Raw genomic sequence first — 14001 nt, forward strand, 5'->3', positions numbered from 1 at the left:
CTTATCCTTTCAGGGAATAATCGTGACCGGCACGCTGGAGCCTGCGACCAACCGGCCCGTCACCCCACCAAAAAGCCGCTTAAGCCCGCGCTCACCGACCCGACCGACAACGATCTGGATCGCACCGCGCTTTTTGGCGACACCTTCAAGGATATCAGCCACATCACCGTGCCGCACGATCCCCTCGACCTCCACGCCCGAGGCTTTGGCCTCTGCCACCGCCGGATCAAGCACCACGTCATGGGCGCGCTGCAACTCCTGCTCGCGCCGCATATGGCGCTGCTCGTTCTCTTCCTTGGTCTGAAAGGTGAAAGGCGACCATTCGATCACAAAGCAAACCGTGATCGAACAATCCCCGATCTGTTTGGCCTGAGCCTGAGCGAAGGCCAAAGCACGCGCGCCGGCCTCCGATCCGTCCAGACCCACAACGATTGTGGATTTTGACATGAGTATTTCCCTGTTTTTATGACTGCCAGTCGATGCACCGCTAAGGGTGAGCACCGCTTTCAGCCTGCCTACTCCACGATGGCCGAAAATCGCCGCCCAATCGTAGATTGAAAGAATCCTAGCGCGAAAACCGCAGAAAAGTCGACTGAATTTAACTTGCTGGCTGTGCAGATCGCCTGCCAAACCATTGTAAAACCGCACAATCGCCCGCTGTCCTGCTTCATGGGCGCACCCACTGGGCAGATTCCGCAAGGCTCCGCCGGGCGACTGGCCCAAGATATACAGAGTGTTTGATATTGCCCCGCCCGGGCGATATGGCACTGCAAACCCCAAATCGCGTTTCGAGGATTCTCCAAATGGCTGCCTATCAATACGTCTATCACATGTCCGGCGTCTCCAAGACCTACCCCGGGGGCAAGAAGACATTCGAAAACATCCACCTGAACTTCCTGCCCGGCGTGAAGATCGGTGTCGTCGGCGTCAACGGCGCGGGTAAATCCACCCTGCTCAAGATCATGGCCGGGCTCGACAAGGATTTCACCGGCGAAGCATGGGCCGCTGAGGGGGCCAAAGTCGGCTACCTGCCGCAGGAGCCCAAACTCGACCCGACCAAGACAGTGCGCGAAAACGTCATGGAAGGCGTGGCCGGGAAAAAGGCTATCCTTGATCGCTATAACGAACTGGCGATGAACTACTCCGACGAGACCGCCGATGAGATGGCCAAGCTGCAAGACGACATCGACGCCCAAGACCTTTGGGATCTCGACAGCCAGATCGACGTATCGATGGAAGCGCTGCGCTGCCCGCCCGATGACGCGATGCCGGAAAACCTCTCGGGCGGTGAAGCGCGCCGCGTGGCGCTGTGCAAACTGCTGCTCGAAGCGCCCGATATGCTGCTGCTCGATGAACCGACCAACCACCTCGACGCGGAAACCATCGCTTGGCTGCAACAGCACTTGATCGACTACAAAGGCACGATCCTTGCCGTCACCCACGACCGTTATTTCCTTGATGACATCACCAGCTGGATTCTTGAGTTGGACCGTGGTCGCGGCATCCCTTACGAGGGCAACTACTCGGATTGGCTGGAGCAAAAAGCCAAGCGCCTGAGCCAAGAGGCCCGCGAGGACAAATCCAAGCAAAAGACGCTTGAGCGCGAACTTGAGTGGATGCGTCAGGGTGCCAAGGCACGTCAGGCCAAATCCAAGGCGCGTATTGCGGCCTATAACGAGATGGCCGAAACCTCCGAGCGCGAAAAACTTGCCCGCGCCCAGATCGTCATCCCCAACGGCCCGCGCCTTGGCAACAAGGTGATCGAGGTCGAAGGCCTGAAAAAGCACATGGGCGACAAGCAGCTGATTGATGGGCTGAATTTCAGCCTGCCACCCGGTGGTATCGTCGGTGTGATCGGCCCCAACGGCGCGGGTAAATCGACGCTGTTCAAGATGCTCACCGGACATGAAACGCCCGATGAAGGCACCATCGAATACGGCGACACGGTTGATTTGTCCTATGTCGATCAGTCCCGCGATGATCTGAACCATGACGACACTGTCTGGCAGGCGATCACCGGCGGGGCCGAGATCATCAAGCTGGGTGATGCCGAGGTGAACAGCCGCGCCTATTGCTCATCGTTTAACTTCAAGGGCGGCGACCAGCAGAAGAAAGTCGGCCTGCTGTCGGGCGGTGAACGCAACCGCGTACACATGGCGCGTCTGCTCAAAGAAGGCGGCAACGTGCTGCTGCTCGATGAACCGACCAACGATCTCGACGTCGAAACCCTCCGCGCGCTCGAAGACGCGCTGGTCGATTTCGCAGGCTGCGCCGTGGTCATCTCGCACGACCGTTTCTTCCTCGACCGTATCTGTACGCACATCATGGCCTTTGAAGGCGAAGCGCATGTGGAGTGGTTCGAGGGCAACTTTGAAGACTACGAAGAAGACAAGAAGCGCCGTCTGGGTGCCGATGCGCTGGAACCAAAGCGCCTGAAGCACAAGAAATTCGCACGGTAAGCTTTCTTAGTACCCAGCAAATAGAGGGCGGCGGATTTCCGTCGCCCTTTTTTTGTAGCCCTTCCGGCCAATCGCAATCCGCAAAACAAAACGTCCGCCTACCTTTCGGTAGGACGGACGCCTCGCACCCCCTGAGAACGAGCAGAGCCCTCAGCGTTCTTCGTCGATTGCGGTCTCTAATTGGGCAAACAGGTTGTCTTCGTCATGCCGGGCCAAACCGTGCAGCGGATCCCAGCCCTGCAGATATTCGCGCAGCTTATTGCTGGCAGAAAGCCCCGACCAGAGGCGCTGCTCGGTCACCGAATGGACCTGCAAAGACGGCGCCAGCCCGCCGTTCATGCCTTTTCCGTCCCAGTTCTCTTGCAGATGCGCGCGCATTCGCTCGGCCATCGACGCCGTGTTCAGCCGCGCGCGGCTCATGACCACACCGATAAAACGGCCACTGCCTGCATAGGCCAGATGAAAGCGCATCCCCTCCAGCGAATGCACGGAAGCACGGGCCACTTGTTCCATCTGACGGCGGAAGGCTGGCGCCTTGACCGCGCGATAGATGCCGCGGGCACCGTCGACCGAGATCGAAAAAAGGCTCATCGAGAAACAACCGCTCGGCAAGCGCAGCAGGTAATTCTCCAACGCTGACACGTCGCTACAGGCCGACACATCGAGGTCGAAATCCTCATCAAAGCGGATTTGCATCATCTGCGTCATCTCAGCCAGCGTATGCTGCGCCTCACGTTCCCGCAGGAGGGAGGCGTTGAGCATGCTAGCGGCATTGATCCGCGCGCTGAGCTCGACGCCGTCCAAAGGCTTGCACAAGAAATCAGTCGCCCCCGCATCAAAGGCCCGCTGCATCATTGCAGGCTCTTTGCTGGCGGTGATCATAATGATCGGCACCGCCCGGTAGTAAGGCACATCACGGATCATCTCACATAGGCTGATCCCGTTGATGCCCGGCATCATGATATCCAGTAGGAATGAATCAAAAGGCTGGTTCGACTCTTGCATGATATCAAGCGCCTCCTCCGAACTTTCACAGCAGGTCAGCTCGTAATTGTCATTTTCGGTCAGACAGCCGGTAAGAAGGTCGAGGATGACCGGGTCATCGTCTACAGCAAGGATACGCATCATGTCTCATTTCTCCGCATGAGGGGCGCGCTGGCAGGCGCACTTGGGGCTTTCTGGCAAGAAACCACCTATGCCGGGCAGCAATGAGACAGGTTTTAGACAAACTTGAGACAGCCAATTTGATGGTATTCCCTATGAATCAGAGGTTTTTGAGAATTTTATGGCAGTAATTTGCCGATAATCAGAGTAGCGGCACGGTCGTTGCGGCCTAATATGCGTTGCCCCTTGAACGAATCCCCTCCCAATGCAATATAGGCGCTGCAGACGTTATCTTTTTCGACCCACTGTCTCCCTCATACGGCGCTCAGTCTATCGATCCAGACCAACAACGCCGGGCCATCGCACTTAAGCGGATGGCATAAATATGGAGACTACGGATATGGCCACTGGCACCGTAAAATGGTTCAACACAACTAAAGGCTTCGGCTTCATTGCTCCCGATGGCGGCAGCAAAGACGTTTTCGTTCACATTTCCGCTGTTGAGCGCGCTGGCCTGACCGGCCTGGCCGACAACCAGAAAGTGACCTTCGACATCGAAGCAGGCCGTGACGGCCGCGAGTCCGCGACCAACATCGCGCTGGCCTAATGGCCGGGGGCTTCGGCCCTGACCCAAGAATTTTAACCGACCTGCTGGCAACGGCAGGTCGGTTTTTTTATGTCCAGCCTTGCTAAAATGTGCCGCCGTGGCACAATGCGCGGCAGAACACCGACATCAAGATGGAGCTCGCCATGCGCCGCCGTACCTTTCTGACCAGCACCGTGGCAGCCGCCGCCCTCCCCCTAATGGCGCAAGCCCGCACCGCTGCTTATGACCCCAAACCGCAGGCCGTGCCGGTGAAAGCACAATATGCGCCCGGTCAATTGCTCATCCTGCCGCGCAGTCACTACCTCTATCTGGTGACCGCCCCGGGCCAAGCGATGCGCTACGGCGTCGGCGTCGGCAAAGCGGGGCTGGAGTTCACCGGCACCGCGACCATCGACGTCAAAAAAGAATGGCCCACATGGCGCCCGACCAATGAGATGATTGAACGTGAGCCGCAGGCGTACCAACGCTTCATCGGCAATACCGACGCCCAGCCCGGCGGTCCCGGCAATCCCCTTGGCGCGCGGGCGCTTTACCTGTTCCAAAACGGGCGCGACACGTATTTCCGCATTCATGGCACGACCCAGCCGAACTCCATCGGGCGCTCGGTCTCTAACGGGTGCATCCGCATGCTGAACGAACATGTCGTCGATCTGTACCAACGCGTGCCGATTGGGACAAAGGTTACGGTGCTTTAAGCACCCATCTAAGGGTGAGCAAAAGCGAGGTTTAAACCCGGCCTTCTTTGATCAACCCACTAAGCGTCTACATCAGCTCCAGATGAGAGGGGCAGCGCCTGCCCGTGGGGTGGCGATTACAACAGAGTGCATTGCCACTTTATGGCGCAGCTTTGTTGTGCGCTAGCAAAAGCAAAGCCAGCCTCACCAAATCGCCTCCCCACCGGGACGGGCAGGCGATGGCCCGGCGCCTGCGGCTTGATTCCGGGCCAAGCGACTATCTCGACCTAGCACAAATAAAAAGGGGCCAGCGCAAAGCACCGGCCCCTCCCCTTTCATCGTCCTCAAACCTTACTGAAGCGCTTTATCCGTGATGTCGTGGGTCCACGCGCCCTCGGGCGCTTTGGTGATCATCCCACCTTCCATGGTGATTTCCGCGCTACGGTCAAACGCGGCCTCATCCAAACGGCCATCGCTGCCCATCGTCAGTTTGGCAATCTCGCCCATCATCCGGGTCTGGTGCTTTTCTGTCTGCGCACCGGTCTGGTCATTCTCCAGCACGATCTCAGCGGCTTCCTCGACGTTTTCCTCGGCGTATTTCCAGCCCTTCATCGAGGCCCGCACGAAACGTGCCAGCTTGTCGACCATCTCTGGGTCTTCAAGGTTCTCTTCGGTGGTATAAAGACCATCTTCTAGCGTCGAGATGCCCTCGTCCTCATATTTGAAGACCACCAGGTTCTCAGGCGTCAGCCCGGCGTCGATTACCTGCCAGTATTCATTGTAGGTCATGGTGGTGGCGCATTCGACCTGCTTTTGCAGCAGCGGATCAACGTTGAAGTTGATCTTTTGGATCGTCACGCCGCCTTCTGAGCCGTCCGTGGCATAGCCCAACTTGCCCATCCAGCTTAGCAGCGGAATTTCATTACCAAAGAACCATGTGCCCAGCGTGTTGCCGGGGAAGTCTTCGGGGCTCTCGATACCGTGCTCTTTAAGGCAGGTCAGCATCAGCCCGGATTTCGCGAAAGGCTGCGCGATGTTCACAATCGCCGCGCCCTTTTCCCGCGCAGCCAGCGCCGAGGGCAGCCAATCGACCATTACGTCAGCACCGCCGCCGAGCAGCACCTGCACCGGCGCGATATCGGGCCCGCCTGGCTTGATTGTGACGTTCAGCCCTTCTTCTTCGTAAAACCCTTTATCCTTGGCGACGTAATAGCCGCCGAACTGGGCTTGGGTCACCCATTTAAGCTGCAAGGTCAGGTCATCTGCCGCCTGCGCCATGCCGCCCCAAAGGCCCAAGGCGACCCCTGCGGTGATCTTCGTGATATTTTTCATTATTGTTCTCCCTGTTGGTTGGTCGTTGTTCAGTTTCGTTGACTGGGGTGCCAGAAGGTCACCCGGCCCTCGACCAGGGCCATAATACCATAGAACGCCGATCCGGCGATCGCCGCCACGACAATCTCGGCCCAGACGAGGTCTAGGGCAAGCTGTCCCACCGAAGTAGAGATGCGGAACCCCATGCCAAGCACCGGAGAGCCAAAGAATTCAGCAACGATGGCGCCAATGAGGGCCAAGGTGGTGCCAATCTTCAACCCGTTGAAGACAAATGGCATTGCTGCAGGCAGACGCAGTTTCAGCAACGTCCGCCAATAGCCCGCCGCATAGGTCCGCATAAGGTCGCGTTGCATGGAATCGCTGGCTTGCAACCCCTGCACCGTGTTCACCAGCATCGGGAAAAACACCATCACCACCACAATCGCCGCCTTGGACTGCCAGCCAAAGCCGAACCACATCACCATGATCGGCGCCATGCCGATGATCGGCAGCGCGGCCACGAAGTTGCCCACCGGCAGCAGCCCCCGTTGCAGAAACGGAAAACGGTCAATCGCCAGCGCCGTCAGGAACGCTGCGCCACAGCCGATGATATACCCGCTCAGCGCGCCCTTGATGACGGTCTGCACAAAGTCGACCCAGAGAATGTCCAGCGAGGTCGCAAACCGCGCAGCAATCACCGATGGCGCGGGCAGCAGCACTTGGTTGATGTCGAAACCGCGCACCACCCCTTCCCAAACGGCGATGAGCGTCAGACCGAAGACAATCGGCGAAGCGAGCGACGCCCAGCCGGACGGCTTTTGCCGCGCCAGCCAGACGTTAATCGACAGCCCGACCAGCCAAGCGACGATGGCGAAAACTACCCAGCCCATCATGCCATCCCCATCCGTTTCAGCGTGACCCGTTGGATCAACCCGATCAGCCCCACCATTGCTGCTGCCAATGCCGCCGCCATGAGAAGCGCGCTCCAAATCTGGACCGTTTGCCCATAGTAGCTTCCCGCCAACAGACGCGCGCCAAGGCCCGCAACCGCTCCGGTCGGCATTTCACCCACAATGGCCCCCACCAGCGAGGCCGCGACCCCGACCTTTAGCGAGGTAAAGAAATACGGCATCGACGAGGGCAACCGCAGTTTCCAAAACGTCTGCCACCCGCTCGCGTGCCACGTGCGCATCTGGTCTAGCTGCATCTGATCCGGGCTGCGCAGCCCTTTTACCATGCCCACGACCACCGGGAAAAACGACAGATACATGCTGATGATCGCCTTGGGCAGCAGGCCCGACAGGCCCACAGCATTCAAAACCACGATGATCATCGGCGCGATGGCCAAGATTGGGATGGTCTGGCTGGCGATCACCCAAGGCATCACGGACATGTCCATTGTGCGGTTGAACACGATCCCCACCGCCAGCAGCGTGCCAAGCGCAGTGCCCATGACAAAGCCAAGGAAGGTCGCGCTGAAGGTGACCCAGGTGTGATAGACCAGCGAACGTTTCGACGTGACCTTCTTCATCACCGTGGTCTCCCACAGTTCGGCCCCCACCTGATGCGGTGCGGGCAATTTGGGTTTATCTTGCGACCAGGTGTCGGCCACCAGTTCCGAGAATGTCAGCGTTTTGTCCGCCCGCGCCGCCACATCCCGCGCCCATTGCGCGTTCAGCCCGACGGCTGCGCCATACCAAACGACAATCAACAGACCCACGACCGTTAGAATGGGGAGAATGTTACGCATTAATCGTCCCCATGCCCGGCGCGGAGCCCTTCACGGACGCGATGCGCGATCTCAAGAAACTCCGGGCTTTCGCGTATTTCCAAAGGCCGTTCGCGTGGCAGCGGGCTTTCGATCACATCGGCGATCCTGCCGGGGCGCGGGCTCATCACAACGATCTTGGTCGACAGATACACCGCCTCAGGGATCGAGTGCGTGACGAAAGCGATGGTCTTTTCCGTCCGCGCCCAAAGCTTCAAAAGCTGCTCATTCAAGTGGTCGCGCACGATTTCGTCCAGCGCGCCAAAGGGTTCGTCCATCAGCAGGATATCGGCATCAAAAGACAGCGCCCGGGCGATAGATGCGCGCTGCTGCATCCCGCCCGAAAGCTGCCAAGGGAATTTCTTTTCAAACCCGCTGAGCTCAACCAGTTCCAGTACCCGCTGCACCCGTTCGGCCTGCTCAGCGCGGGGGATGCCCATGATCTCAAGCGGCAGACGGATGTTGCCGCCGATGGTGCGCCACGGGTACAGACCTGCGGCTTGAAACACATAGCCGTAAGCCCGCGATTTGCGCGCTTCTTCCGGCGAGACACCGTTGATAGTGACCCGCCCGCCGGTGGGCTGTTCAAGGTCGGCCATCACCCGCAGAAAGGTCGTCTTGCCACAGCCCGACGGGCCGATAAAGCTGACGAAATCCCCTTTATGGATATCAAGGTTCACGTCTTTCAACGCATGAACCGGCCCGTCGTTGGTTTGAAAGGTCAGATCTAGATTGCTGGCGCTGATCACGCTCTGGCTGTCATTCACTAATTTAACTTCCCTGTTGGTCGGCCGCTTTTAGCGCGGCGCTTTACCTGATTGTCGGCGTCGTTCTACATCCTTCAGATCCCTGCCGGAATGTTCAGCGGATCGCGCTTGATCATCTTGGGGCTGTTGAGCTCCTTCCACTTGCTGAGCGCGACATTGCCACTGGGGAAGGCTGGGCGCGGCACGAAACGCCCGCGTCCCGGTTGCGGCTGGCTGTTCTGACCCCAGGCCCAGATTACCTCACCGCGGCTGAGCGTATAGCGGCTTTGCGCCGTGACCTCGAACCCTTCAAAGACGTTGTAATCAAGGATCGAATGGTGGTTCGCCGTACTGATCGTCTTGGTGATCTTGGGATCCCAAACCACGATGTCGGCGTCCGCCCCTTCGACTATCGCGCCCTTCTGTGGGTAGATGTTGAGGATTTTAGCGATATTGGTCGAGGTCGCGGCGACGAACTCATTGGGCGTAAGCCGCCCCGTCTCCACCCCTTCGGTCCAAAGCACGGCAAGCCGTTCCTCCAACCCGTTCGAGCCGTTGGGAATGATCCGGAAATCATCGCGCCCCGCGCGCTTCTGCTCAGTGCTGAAGGCCGCGTGGTCCGTCGCCACCACCTGCAAGCTGCCCGCCTGCAACCCAGCCCAGAGGCTGTCCTGATGGTCTTTACTGCGGAAGGGCGGCGACATCACGCGGCGGGCGGCATGGTCCCAATCCTTGTTGAAATACTCGGACTCATCCAGCGTCAGGAATTGGATCAGCGGCTCGCCGTAAATCCGCATCCCCTTTTGCCGCGCCCGGCGGATCGCCTCATGGGTCTGCTCGCAGGAGACATGCACGATATACAGGGGCACGCCGGCGGTATCAGCGATGGTGATCGCACGGTTTGCCGCCTCACCTTCCAACTCCGGCGGGCGCGAATAGGCGTGGCCCTCAGGCCCGGTGATCCCCTGATCGAAATACTTCTGCTGCAACTCGGCAACCAGATCGCCATTCTCGGCATGGACCATCGGCAGCGCGCCCAACTCGGCACAGCGTTTGAACGACGCGAACATCTCGTCGTCTTCAATCATTAACGCGCCCTTGTAGGCCATGAAGTGCTTGAAGCTGTTCACCCCCATGTCGACGGCGTCTTTCATCTCGTTAAAGACGGTCTCATCCCAGCCGGTGATCGCCATGTGATAGCCGATGTCACTGCAAATCTGCGGCGCGGACTTGCGGTGCCACTCGTTGATCGCGTTCTTGATCGAGCCATCCGCACCCGGCAGACAGAAATCCACCACCATCGTGGTGCCGCCACAGGCCGCCGCCCAGGTGCCCGTCTCAAATGTCTCCGCCGCCGTGGTGCCCATGAAAGGCATCTCAAGATGCGTATGCGGATCGATCCCGCCGGGGATCACATAGGCGCCTTCCGCGTCGATATACTCGTCGCCTTTCAGGTTTTCGCCGATCTGCTTGATCTTCTCTCCCTCGATCAACACATCGGCTTTCCATGTGCGATCCGCCGTGCAGACTGTACCGCCTTTGATTACCTTGCTCATCTTATTCTCCCCATCCTTCTTTGGCTGATCATATCCGGGGGTCTGGGGCTTAGCCCCACACCGCCGCCCGAACGCTCAGCTTTCGATTTCTGCCGTTTCCAGCACCGCATGCAGCAGCACATCAGCCCCGGCTTTGGCCCAATCTTTGGTGATCTCTTCCGCCTCGTTATGGCTTAGCCCATCGACACAGGGGCACATCACCATTGCAGTCGGCGCCACGGCGTTAATCCAACAGGCGTCATGTCCGGCACCAGAGATCAGGTTCATATGGCTATAGCCGAGCCGTTCGGCTGCGTTGCGCACTGCCGTGACACAGCCCTCGTCGAAGGCCACGGGGTCAAAGCCGCCGACCTTTTCAAACTCGATCTGCAACTCCATATCATCGGCGATCTTCTGGCCCTCATCGCGCAGACGCTTTTCCATACCCTCGATCACCGACAAGTCGGGCGAACGGAAATCAACGGTAAAGACCGTCTTGCCCGGAATCACGTTGCGGCTGTTCGGATAGACTTCGATATGGCCCGCAGCACCCACCGCATGCGGCGCATGGCACCAGGCGATCTCGCTAACTTTTTCCAGCACCCGAGCCATGCCCAGCCCCGCATCGCGGCGCATTGGCATGGGGGTTGAGCCGGTGTGGCTGTCCTTGCCGGTGATCGTTACTTGCGTCCAGCTGAGGCCCTGCCCGTGGGTAACCACGCCGATGTCCTTGCCCTCGGCCTCCAGAATCGGCCCCTGTTCGATGTGCAATTCAAAGAAGGCATGCATCTTGCGTGCGCCGACCTCTTCTTCGCCGCGCCAGCCGATCCGCTTTAGCTCATCGCCAAAGCTTTTGCCTTCCGCATCGGTGCGCTCGTAAGCCCATTCTTGCGTGTGGATGCCAGCAAAAACCCCCGACGACAGCATCGCGGGGGCGTAACGGGTGCCTTCTTCGTTGGTGAAGTTGGTCACAACAATCGGGTGTTTGGTCTTGATGCCGAGATCATTCATGGTGCGCAGGATCTCAAGCCCTCCCAGCACGCCAAGGATGCCATCGTATTTCCCGCCCGTCGGCTGAGTGTCGAGGTGGCTGCCCACATAGACCGGCAGCGCCTCAGGGTCGGTGCCCTCGCGGTGGGCAAACATATTGCCCATCTGATCAAGACCCATGGTGCAGCCCGCCTCTTCGCACCACTTCTGGAACAGCGCGCGGCCTTCGGCATCTTCGTCGGTCAGCGTCTGACGGTTATTCCCCCCCGCGACGCCGGGGCCGATCTTGGCCATTTCCATCAAGGAATCCCACAGACGGTCAGGATCAATCTTGAGGTTCTCTCCGGGCGCGGGCATAGGTCACTCCTCTGTCATCGGCTTTGGCCGTGTTGTTTTTTTACCATTTGGTAAATCCACGATTGCGATTAGGTTAGGCTCTGTCAAGAACTGGTTTGAAACAACCCGCCGCCGATCCGGCAAACGCCTTTTTAAGCAGCACCAAGGATCATTGCCTTGCCCGAAAGTACCGCCAAAAAACCCAGCCGCATCCAGCAGCGCAACCGCCGGGTGATTCTAGATGCCGCGCTCGAAGTCTTCTCAAAGCACGGCTACCGCGGCGCCACGTTGGATCAAATCGCGGCCGAAGCTGGGCTGAGCAAACCGAATATTCTTTATTACTTCAATGGCAAAGAAGACATTCACGTCACTTTGTTGTCGCAGCTTATGGAGACATGGCTCGACCCCTTGGTGGAACTCGACCCCGACGGCGATCCGCGGCGCGAGATTTTGGACTATGTCGAACGCAAGCTAACCATGTCGCGCGAATTGCCGCGCGAAAGTCGGCTGTTCGCCAACGAAATTCTGCAGGGCGCCCCGCGGATTGAGCCAGAGCTGCACCGCCACCTCAAACCCCTATTCGACGAAAAATGCGCCGTGATCGCGGGCTGGGTGAGCGAGGGGAAGCTGCCCCCGCTGGACCCGCAACATCTGATTTTCTCGATCTGGGCCACGACGCAGCACTACGCGGATTTCGAGGCGCAGGCGCAAGTCCTGCTCGGGCCTGAGACCGATCCCCGCCCCCGCGCGCAGGCGCATCTTCAAGCGATGTTTGGCGCGCTTTTGGACCTTCCGGCGCAGTAAACGGGCCGTTAACCTTAACCTCCGAAACGGGCGCCGCTTAACGGCTTGTTAGCGCGTTTCGCGCAGTCTGCCCGTGGGTGTGGGCTCCTTAAGATGAAAAGGGGCAGTGATGAATGTAGGTTTTTTGAACGGCGCAAAGGCTGCGCAACAAACTAAGGGGTCTGATGAGGCGGCTATTGACAGAACCAGAAAGCACGACCAGATGGCACTCGATGCGGCCATGGCACTGCTTGCCGCGCGGCGTAATGTGGGAGAGATAAGCCTGCCACCGGCCACGCACACCACCGCCCCGACGCTCAGGAAATCCTGAACGCGGGGCGACGGCTCTCGCCTTACTCCGCTGGCTCAACTGTTTTGGCAGAAGGGTTATTGGGGTGCGTGGTCCAGTTGGCGTAGTCGGGCGTGACTGTCTTGCCAGTGCGCAGGTCAGTCGCGCCCGCGGCCAGTGGCTCCATCGAGATACAATCCTCGACCGGGCAGACATTGACGCAGAGGTTACAAGCCACGCATTCTTCGTCGATCACCGTGAATGTGCGGTCTTCGGACATGGCAATCGCTTGGTGGCTGGTGTCTTCGCAGGCGGCAAAACAGCGGCCACAAGAGATGCAAAGATCCTGATCGATCTTCGCCTTGGCGACGTAGTTCAGGTTCAGCTGGTTCCAGTCGGTAACATTCGGCACCGCGCGCCCCACAAGCTCTTCGACCGAGGTCATGCCCTTCTCGTCCATATACTCCGACAGGCCCGAGATCATCTCTTGGACAACCTTGAAGCCATAGGTCATGGCCGCCGTGCAGACCTGCACATTGCCCGCGCCAAGGGCCAGAAACTCCGCCGCGTCGCGCCATGTGGTGACGCCGCCAATGCCACTGATTGGCAGGCCGTGGGTTTCAGGATTGCGGGCAATCTCGGCCACCATGTTCAGCGCAATCGGCTTCACCGCAGGGCCGCAATAGCCGCCGTGGGTGCCTTTGCCGTCGATCATCGGCTCGGGCGCAAAAAGGTCCAGATCGACCGAGGTGATGGAGTTGATTGTGTTGATCAGGCTCACCGCATCCGCGCCACCGCGTTTGGCGGCCTCTGCGGGGTAGAGCACATTCGTGATGTTCGGCGTCAGTTTCACGATCACCGGCATGCGGGTGTACATCTTGCACCAGCGGGTGACCATTTCGATATATTCCGGCACCTGCCCCACGGCAGAGCCCATGCCACGCTCGGCCATCCCATGCGGGCAGCCGAAGTTCAGCTCGATCCCGTCGGCACCAGTTTCCTCCACATGCGGCAGGATCGCTTTCCAAGCTTCCTCCTCACAGGGCACCATGATCGACGCGATCAGCGCGCGGTCAGGGTAATCACGTTTGACCGCCTTCATCTCGCGCAGGTTCACCTCCAGCGGGCGGTCTGTGATCAACTCGATGTTGTTAAGCCCCAGCAACCGTCGGTCCGCGCCATAGATCGCGCCATACCGCGGGCCGTTTACGTTCACCACCGGCGGGCCTTCCATGCCGAGGGTCTTCCAGACCACTCCGCCCCAGCCCGCTTCATAGGCGCGGCGCACATTGTATTCCTTGTCCGTCGGCGGTGCGGAGGCCAGCCAGAACGGGTTGGGGGATTTGATCCCGATGAATTCGCTTCTCAGATCAGCCATGTTGTGTCTCCCTCTCAGCGC

Annotated in this window: 14 protein-coding genes; 5 read left to right on the plus strand and 9 right to left on the minus strand. The window is 59.1% G+C overall.

Annotation, left to right across the window (positions count from 1 at the left end):
- Positions 1 to 9: 9 nt before the first annotated feature.
- Positions 10 to 447, minus strand: coding sequence for a universal stress protein (locus WNY61_RS13570; protein ID WP_007117947.1), 438 nt, complete (start codon positions 445 to 447; stop codon positions 10 to 12).
- Between the two features lie 356 nt (positions 448 to 803).
- Here WNY61_RS13570 and ettA point away from each other — a divergent pair, with 356 nt between their 5' ends.
- Entirely contained in the window at positions 804 to 2459 is a 1656-nt protein-coding gene (gene ettA, locus WNY61_RS13575; protein ID WP_342851956.1) for an energy-dependent translational throttle protein EttA, read from the plus strand.
- A gap of 150 nt (positions 2460 to 2609) precedes the next feature.
- On the opposite strand, the gene WNY61_RS13580 is transcribed toward ettA, so the two are convergent.
- Positions 2610 to 3587 carry a response regulator gene (locus WNY61_RS13580; protein WP_342851957.1) on the minus strand — a complete coding sequence of 326 codons (978 nt, stop codon included), beginning with the start codon at positions 3585 to 3587 and terminating at the stop codon, positions 2610 to 2612.
- 376 nt (positions 3588 to 3963) lie between these two features.
- Between WNY61_RS13580 and WNY61_RS13585 the strand changes: the two genes are divergently transcribed.
- A complete protein-coding gene (locus tag WNY61_RS13585) occupies positions 3964 to 4170 on the plus strand; it encodes a cold-shock protein (protein ID WP_007117950.1) in 207 nt (68 codons plus the stop codon).
- A 143-nt stretch (positions 4171 to 4313) separates the two neighbouring features.
- Entirely contained in the window at positions 4314 to 4865 is a 552-nt protein-coding gene (locus tag WNY61_RS13590; RefSeq protein ID WP_342851958.1) for a L,D-transpeptidase, read from the plus strand.
- 330 nt (positions 4866 to 5195) lie between these two features.
- On the opposite strand, the gene WNY61_RS13595 is transcribed toward WNY61_RS13590, so the two are convergent.
- From WNY61_RS13595 to WNY61_RS13620, 6 genes are all read right to left on the minus strand, one after another.
- Complete coding sequence (locus WNY61_RS13595; protein ID WP_342851959.1) at positions 5196 to 6176, minus strand: ABC transporter substrate-binding protein; 981 nt, start codon at positions 6174 to 6176, stop codon at positions 5196 to 5198.
- Positions 6177 to 6205: 29 nt separating this feature from the next.
- On the minus strand, positions 6206 to 7045 hold the full coding sequence (locus tag WNY61_RS13600; RefSeq protein WP_342852018.1) for an ABC transporter permease: 840 nt from the start codon (positions 7043 to 7045) through the stop codon (positions 6206 to 6208).
- Entirely contained in the window at positions 7045 to 7905 is an 861-nt protein-coding gene (locus tag WNY61_RS13605; protein WP_342851960.1) for an ABC transporter permease, read from the minus strand. Before WNY61_RS13605 ends, WNY61_RS13600 begins: the two co-directional genes overlap by 1 nt.
- Positions 7905 to 8690: an ABC transporter ATP-binding protein gene (locus tag WNY61_RS13610; protein ID WP_342851961.1), complete on the minus strand. Its 786-nt coding sequence runs from the start codon at positions 8688 to 8690 to the stop codon at positions 7905 to 7907. Before WNY61_RS13610 ends, WNY61_RS13605 begins: the two co-directional genes overlap by 1 nt.
- A 74-nt stretch (positions 8691 to 8764) precedes the next feature.
- Positions 8765 to 10225: a dihydropyrimidinase gene (gene hydA / locus WNY61_RS13615; protein WP_342851962.1), complete on the minus strand. Its 1461-nt coding sequence runs from the start codon at positions 10223 to 10225 to the stop codon at positions 8765 to 8767.
- Between the two features lie 75 nt (positions 10226 to 10300).
- On the minus strand, positions 10301 to 11551 hold the full coding sequence (locus WNY61_RS13620) for a Zn-dependent hydrolase (RefSeq protein ID WP_342851963.1): 1251 nt from the start codon (positions 11549 to 11551) through the stop codon (positions 10301 to 10303).
- A gap of 156 nt (positions 11552 to 11707) precedes the next feature.
- Here WNY61_RS13620 and WNY61_RS13625 point away from each other — a divergent pair, with 156 nt between their 5' ends.
- A complete protein-coding gene (locus WNY61_RS13625; RefSeq protein WP_342851964.1) occupies positions 11708 to 12334 on the plus strand; it encodes a TetR family transcriptional regulator C-terminal domain-containing protein in 627 nt (208 codons plus the stop codon).
- Between the two features lie 109 nt (positions 12335 to 12443).
- A complete protein-coding gene (locus WNY61_RS13630; RefSeq protein WP_342851965.1) occupies positions 12444 to 12644 on the plus strand; it encodes a hypothetical protein in 201 nt (66 codons plus the stop codon).
- A 22-nt stretch (positions 12645 to 12666) separates the two neighbouring features.
- On the opposite strand, the gene preA is transcribed toward WNY61_RS13630, so the two are convergent.
- Positions 12667 to 13980, minus strand: coding sequence for an NAD-dependent dihydropyrimidine dehydrogenase subunit PreA (gene preA / locus WNY61_RS13635; RefSeq protein ID WP_342851966.1), 1314 nt, complete (start codon positions 13978 to 13980; stop codon positions 12667 to 12669).
- Positions 13981 to 14001: the final 21 nt, after the last annotated feature.

Source organism: Sulfitobacter sp. AS92, from assembly GCF_038900015.1.
GTDB lineage: Bacteria > Pseudomonadota > Alphaproteobacteria > Rhodobacterales > Rhodobacteraceae > Sulfitobacter.

Excerpts from the sequence above, each read along its gene's own strand:
- WNY61_RS13590 (WP_342851958.1), top strand. The coding sequence starts at position 4,314 with ATGCGCCGCCGTACCTTTCTGACCAGCACCGTGGCAGCCGCCGCCCTC.
- WNY61_RS13585 (WP_007117950.1), top strand. The coding sequence starts at position 3,964 with ATGGCCACTGGCACCGTAAAATGGTTCAACACAACTAAAGGCTTCGGC.
- WNY61_RS13600 (WP_342852018.1), bottom strand. The coding sequence starts at position 7,045 with ATGGGCTGGGTAGTTTTCGCCATCGTCGCTTGGCTGGTCGGGCTGTCG.
- hydA (WP_342851962.1), bottom strand. The coding sequence starts at position 10,225 with ATGAGCAAGGTAATCAAAGGCGGTACAGTCTGCACGGCGGATCGCACA.
- ettA (WP_342851956.1), top strand. The coding sequence starts at position 804 with ATGGCTGCCTATCAATACGTCTATCACATGTCCGGCGTCTCCAAGACC.
- preA (WP_342851966.1), bottom strand. The coding sequence starts at position 13,980 with ATGGCTGATCTGAGAAGCGAATTCATCGGGATCAAATCCCCCAACCCG.
- WNY61_RS13620 (WP_342851963.1), bottom strand. The coding sequence starts at position 11,551 with ATGCCCGCGCCCGGAGAGAACCTCAAGATTGATCCTGACCGTCTGTGG.
- WNY61_RS13570 (WP_007117947.1), bottom strand. The coding sequence starts at position 447 with ATGTCAAAATCCACAATCGTTGTGGGTCTGGACGGATCGGAGGCCGGC.
- WNY61_RS13595 (WP_342851959.1), bottom strand. The coding sequence starts at position 6,176 with ATGAAAAATATCACGAAGATCACCGCAGGGGTCGCCTTGGGCCTTTGG.
- WNY61_RS13605 (WP_342851960.1), bottom strand. The coding sequence starts at position 7,905 with ATGCGTAACATTCTCCCCATTCTAACGGTCGTGGGTCTGTTGATTGTC.
- WNY61_RS13630 (WP_342851965.1), top strand. The coding sequence starts at position 12,444 with ATGAATGTAGGTTTTTTGAACGGCGCAAAGGCTGCGCAACAAACTAAG.
- WNY61_RS13580 (WP_342851957.1), bottom strand. The coding sequence starts at position 3,587 with ATGATGCGTATCCTTGCTGTAGACGATGACCCGGTCATCCTCGACCTT.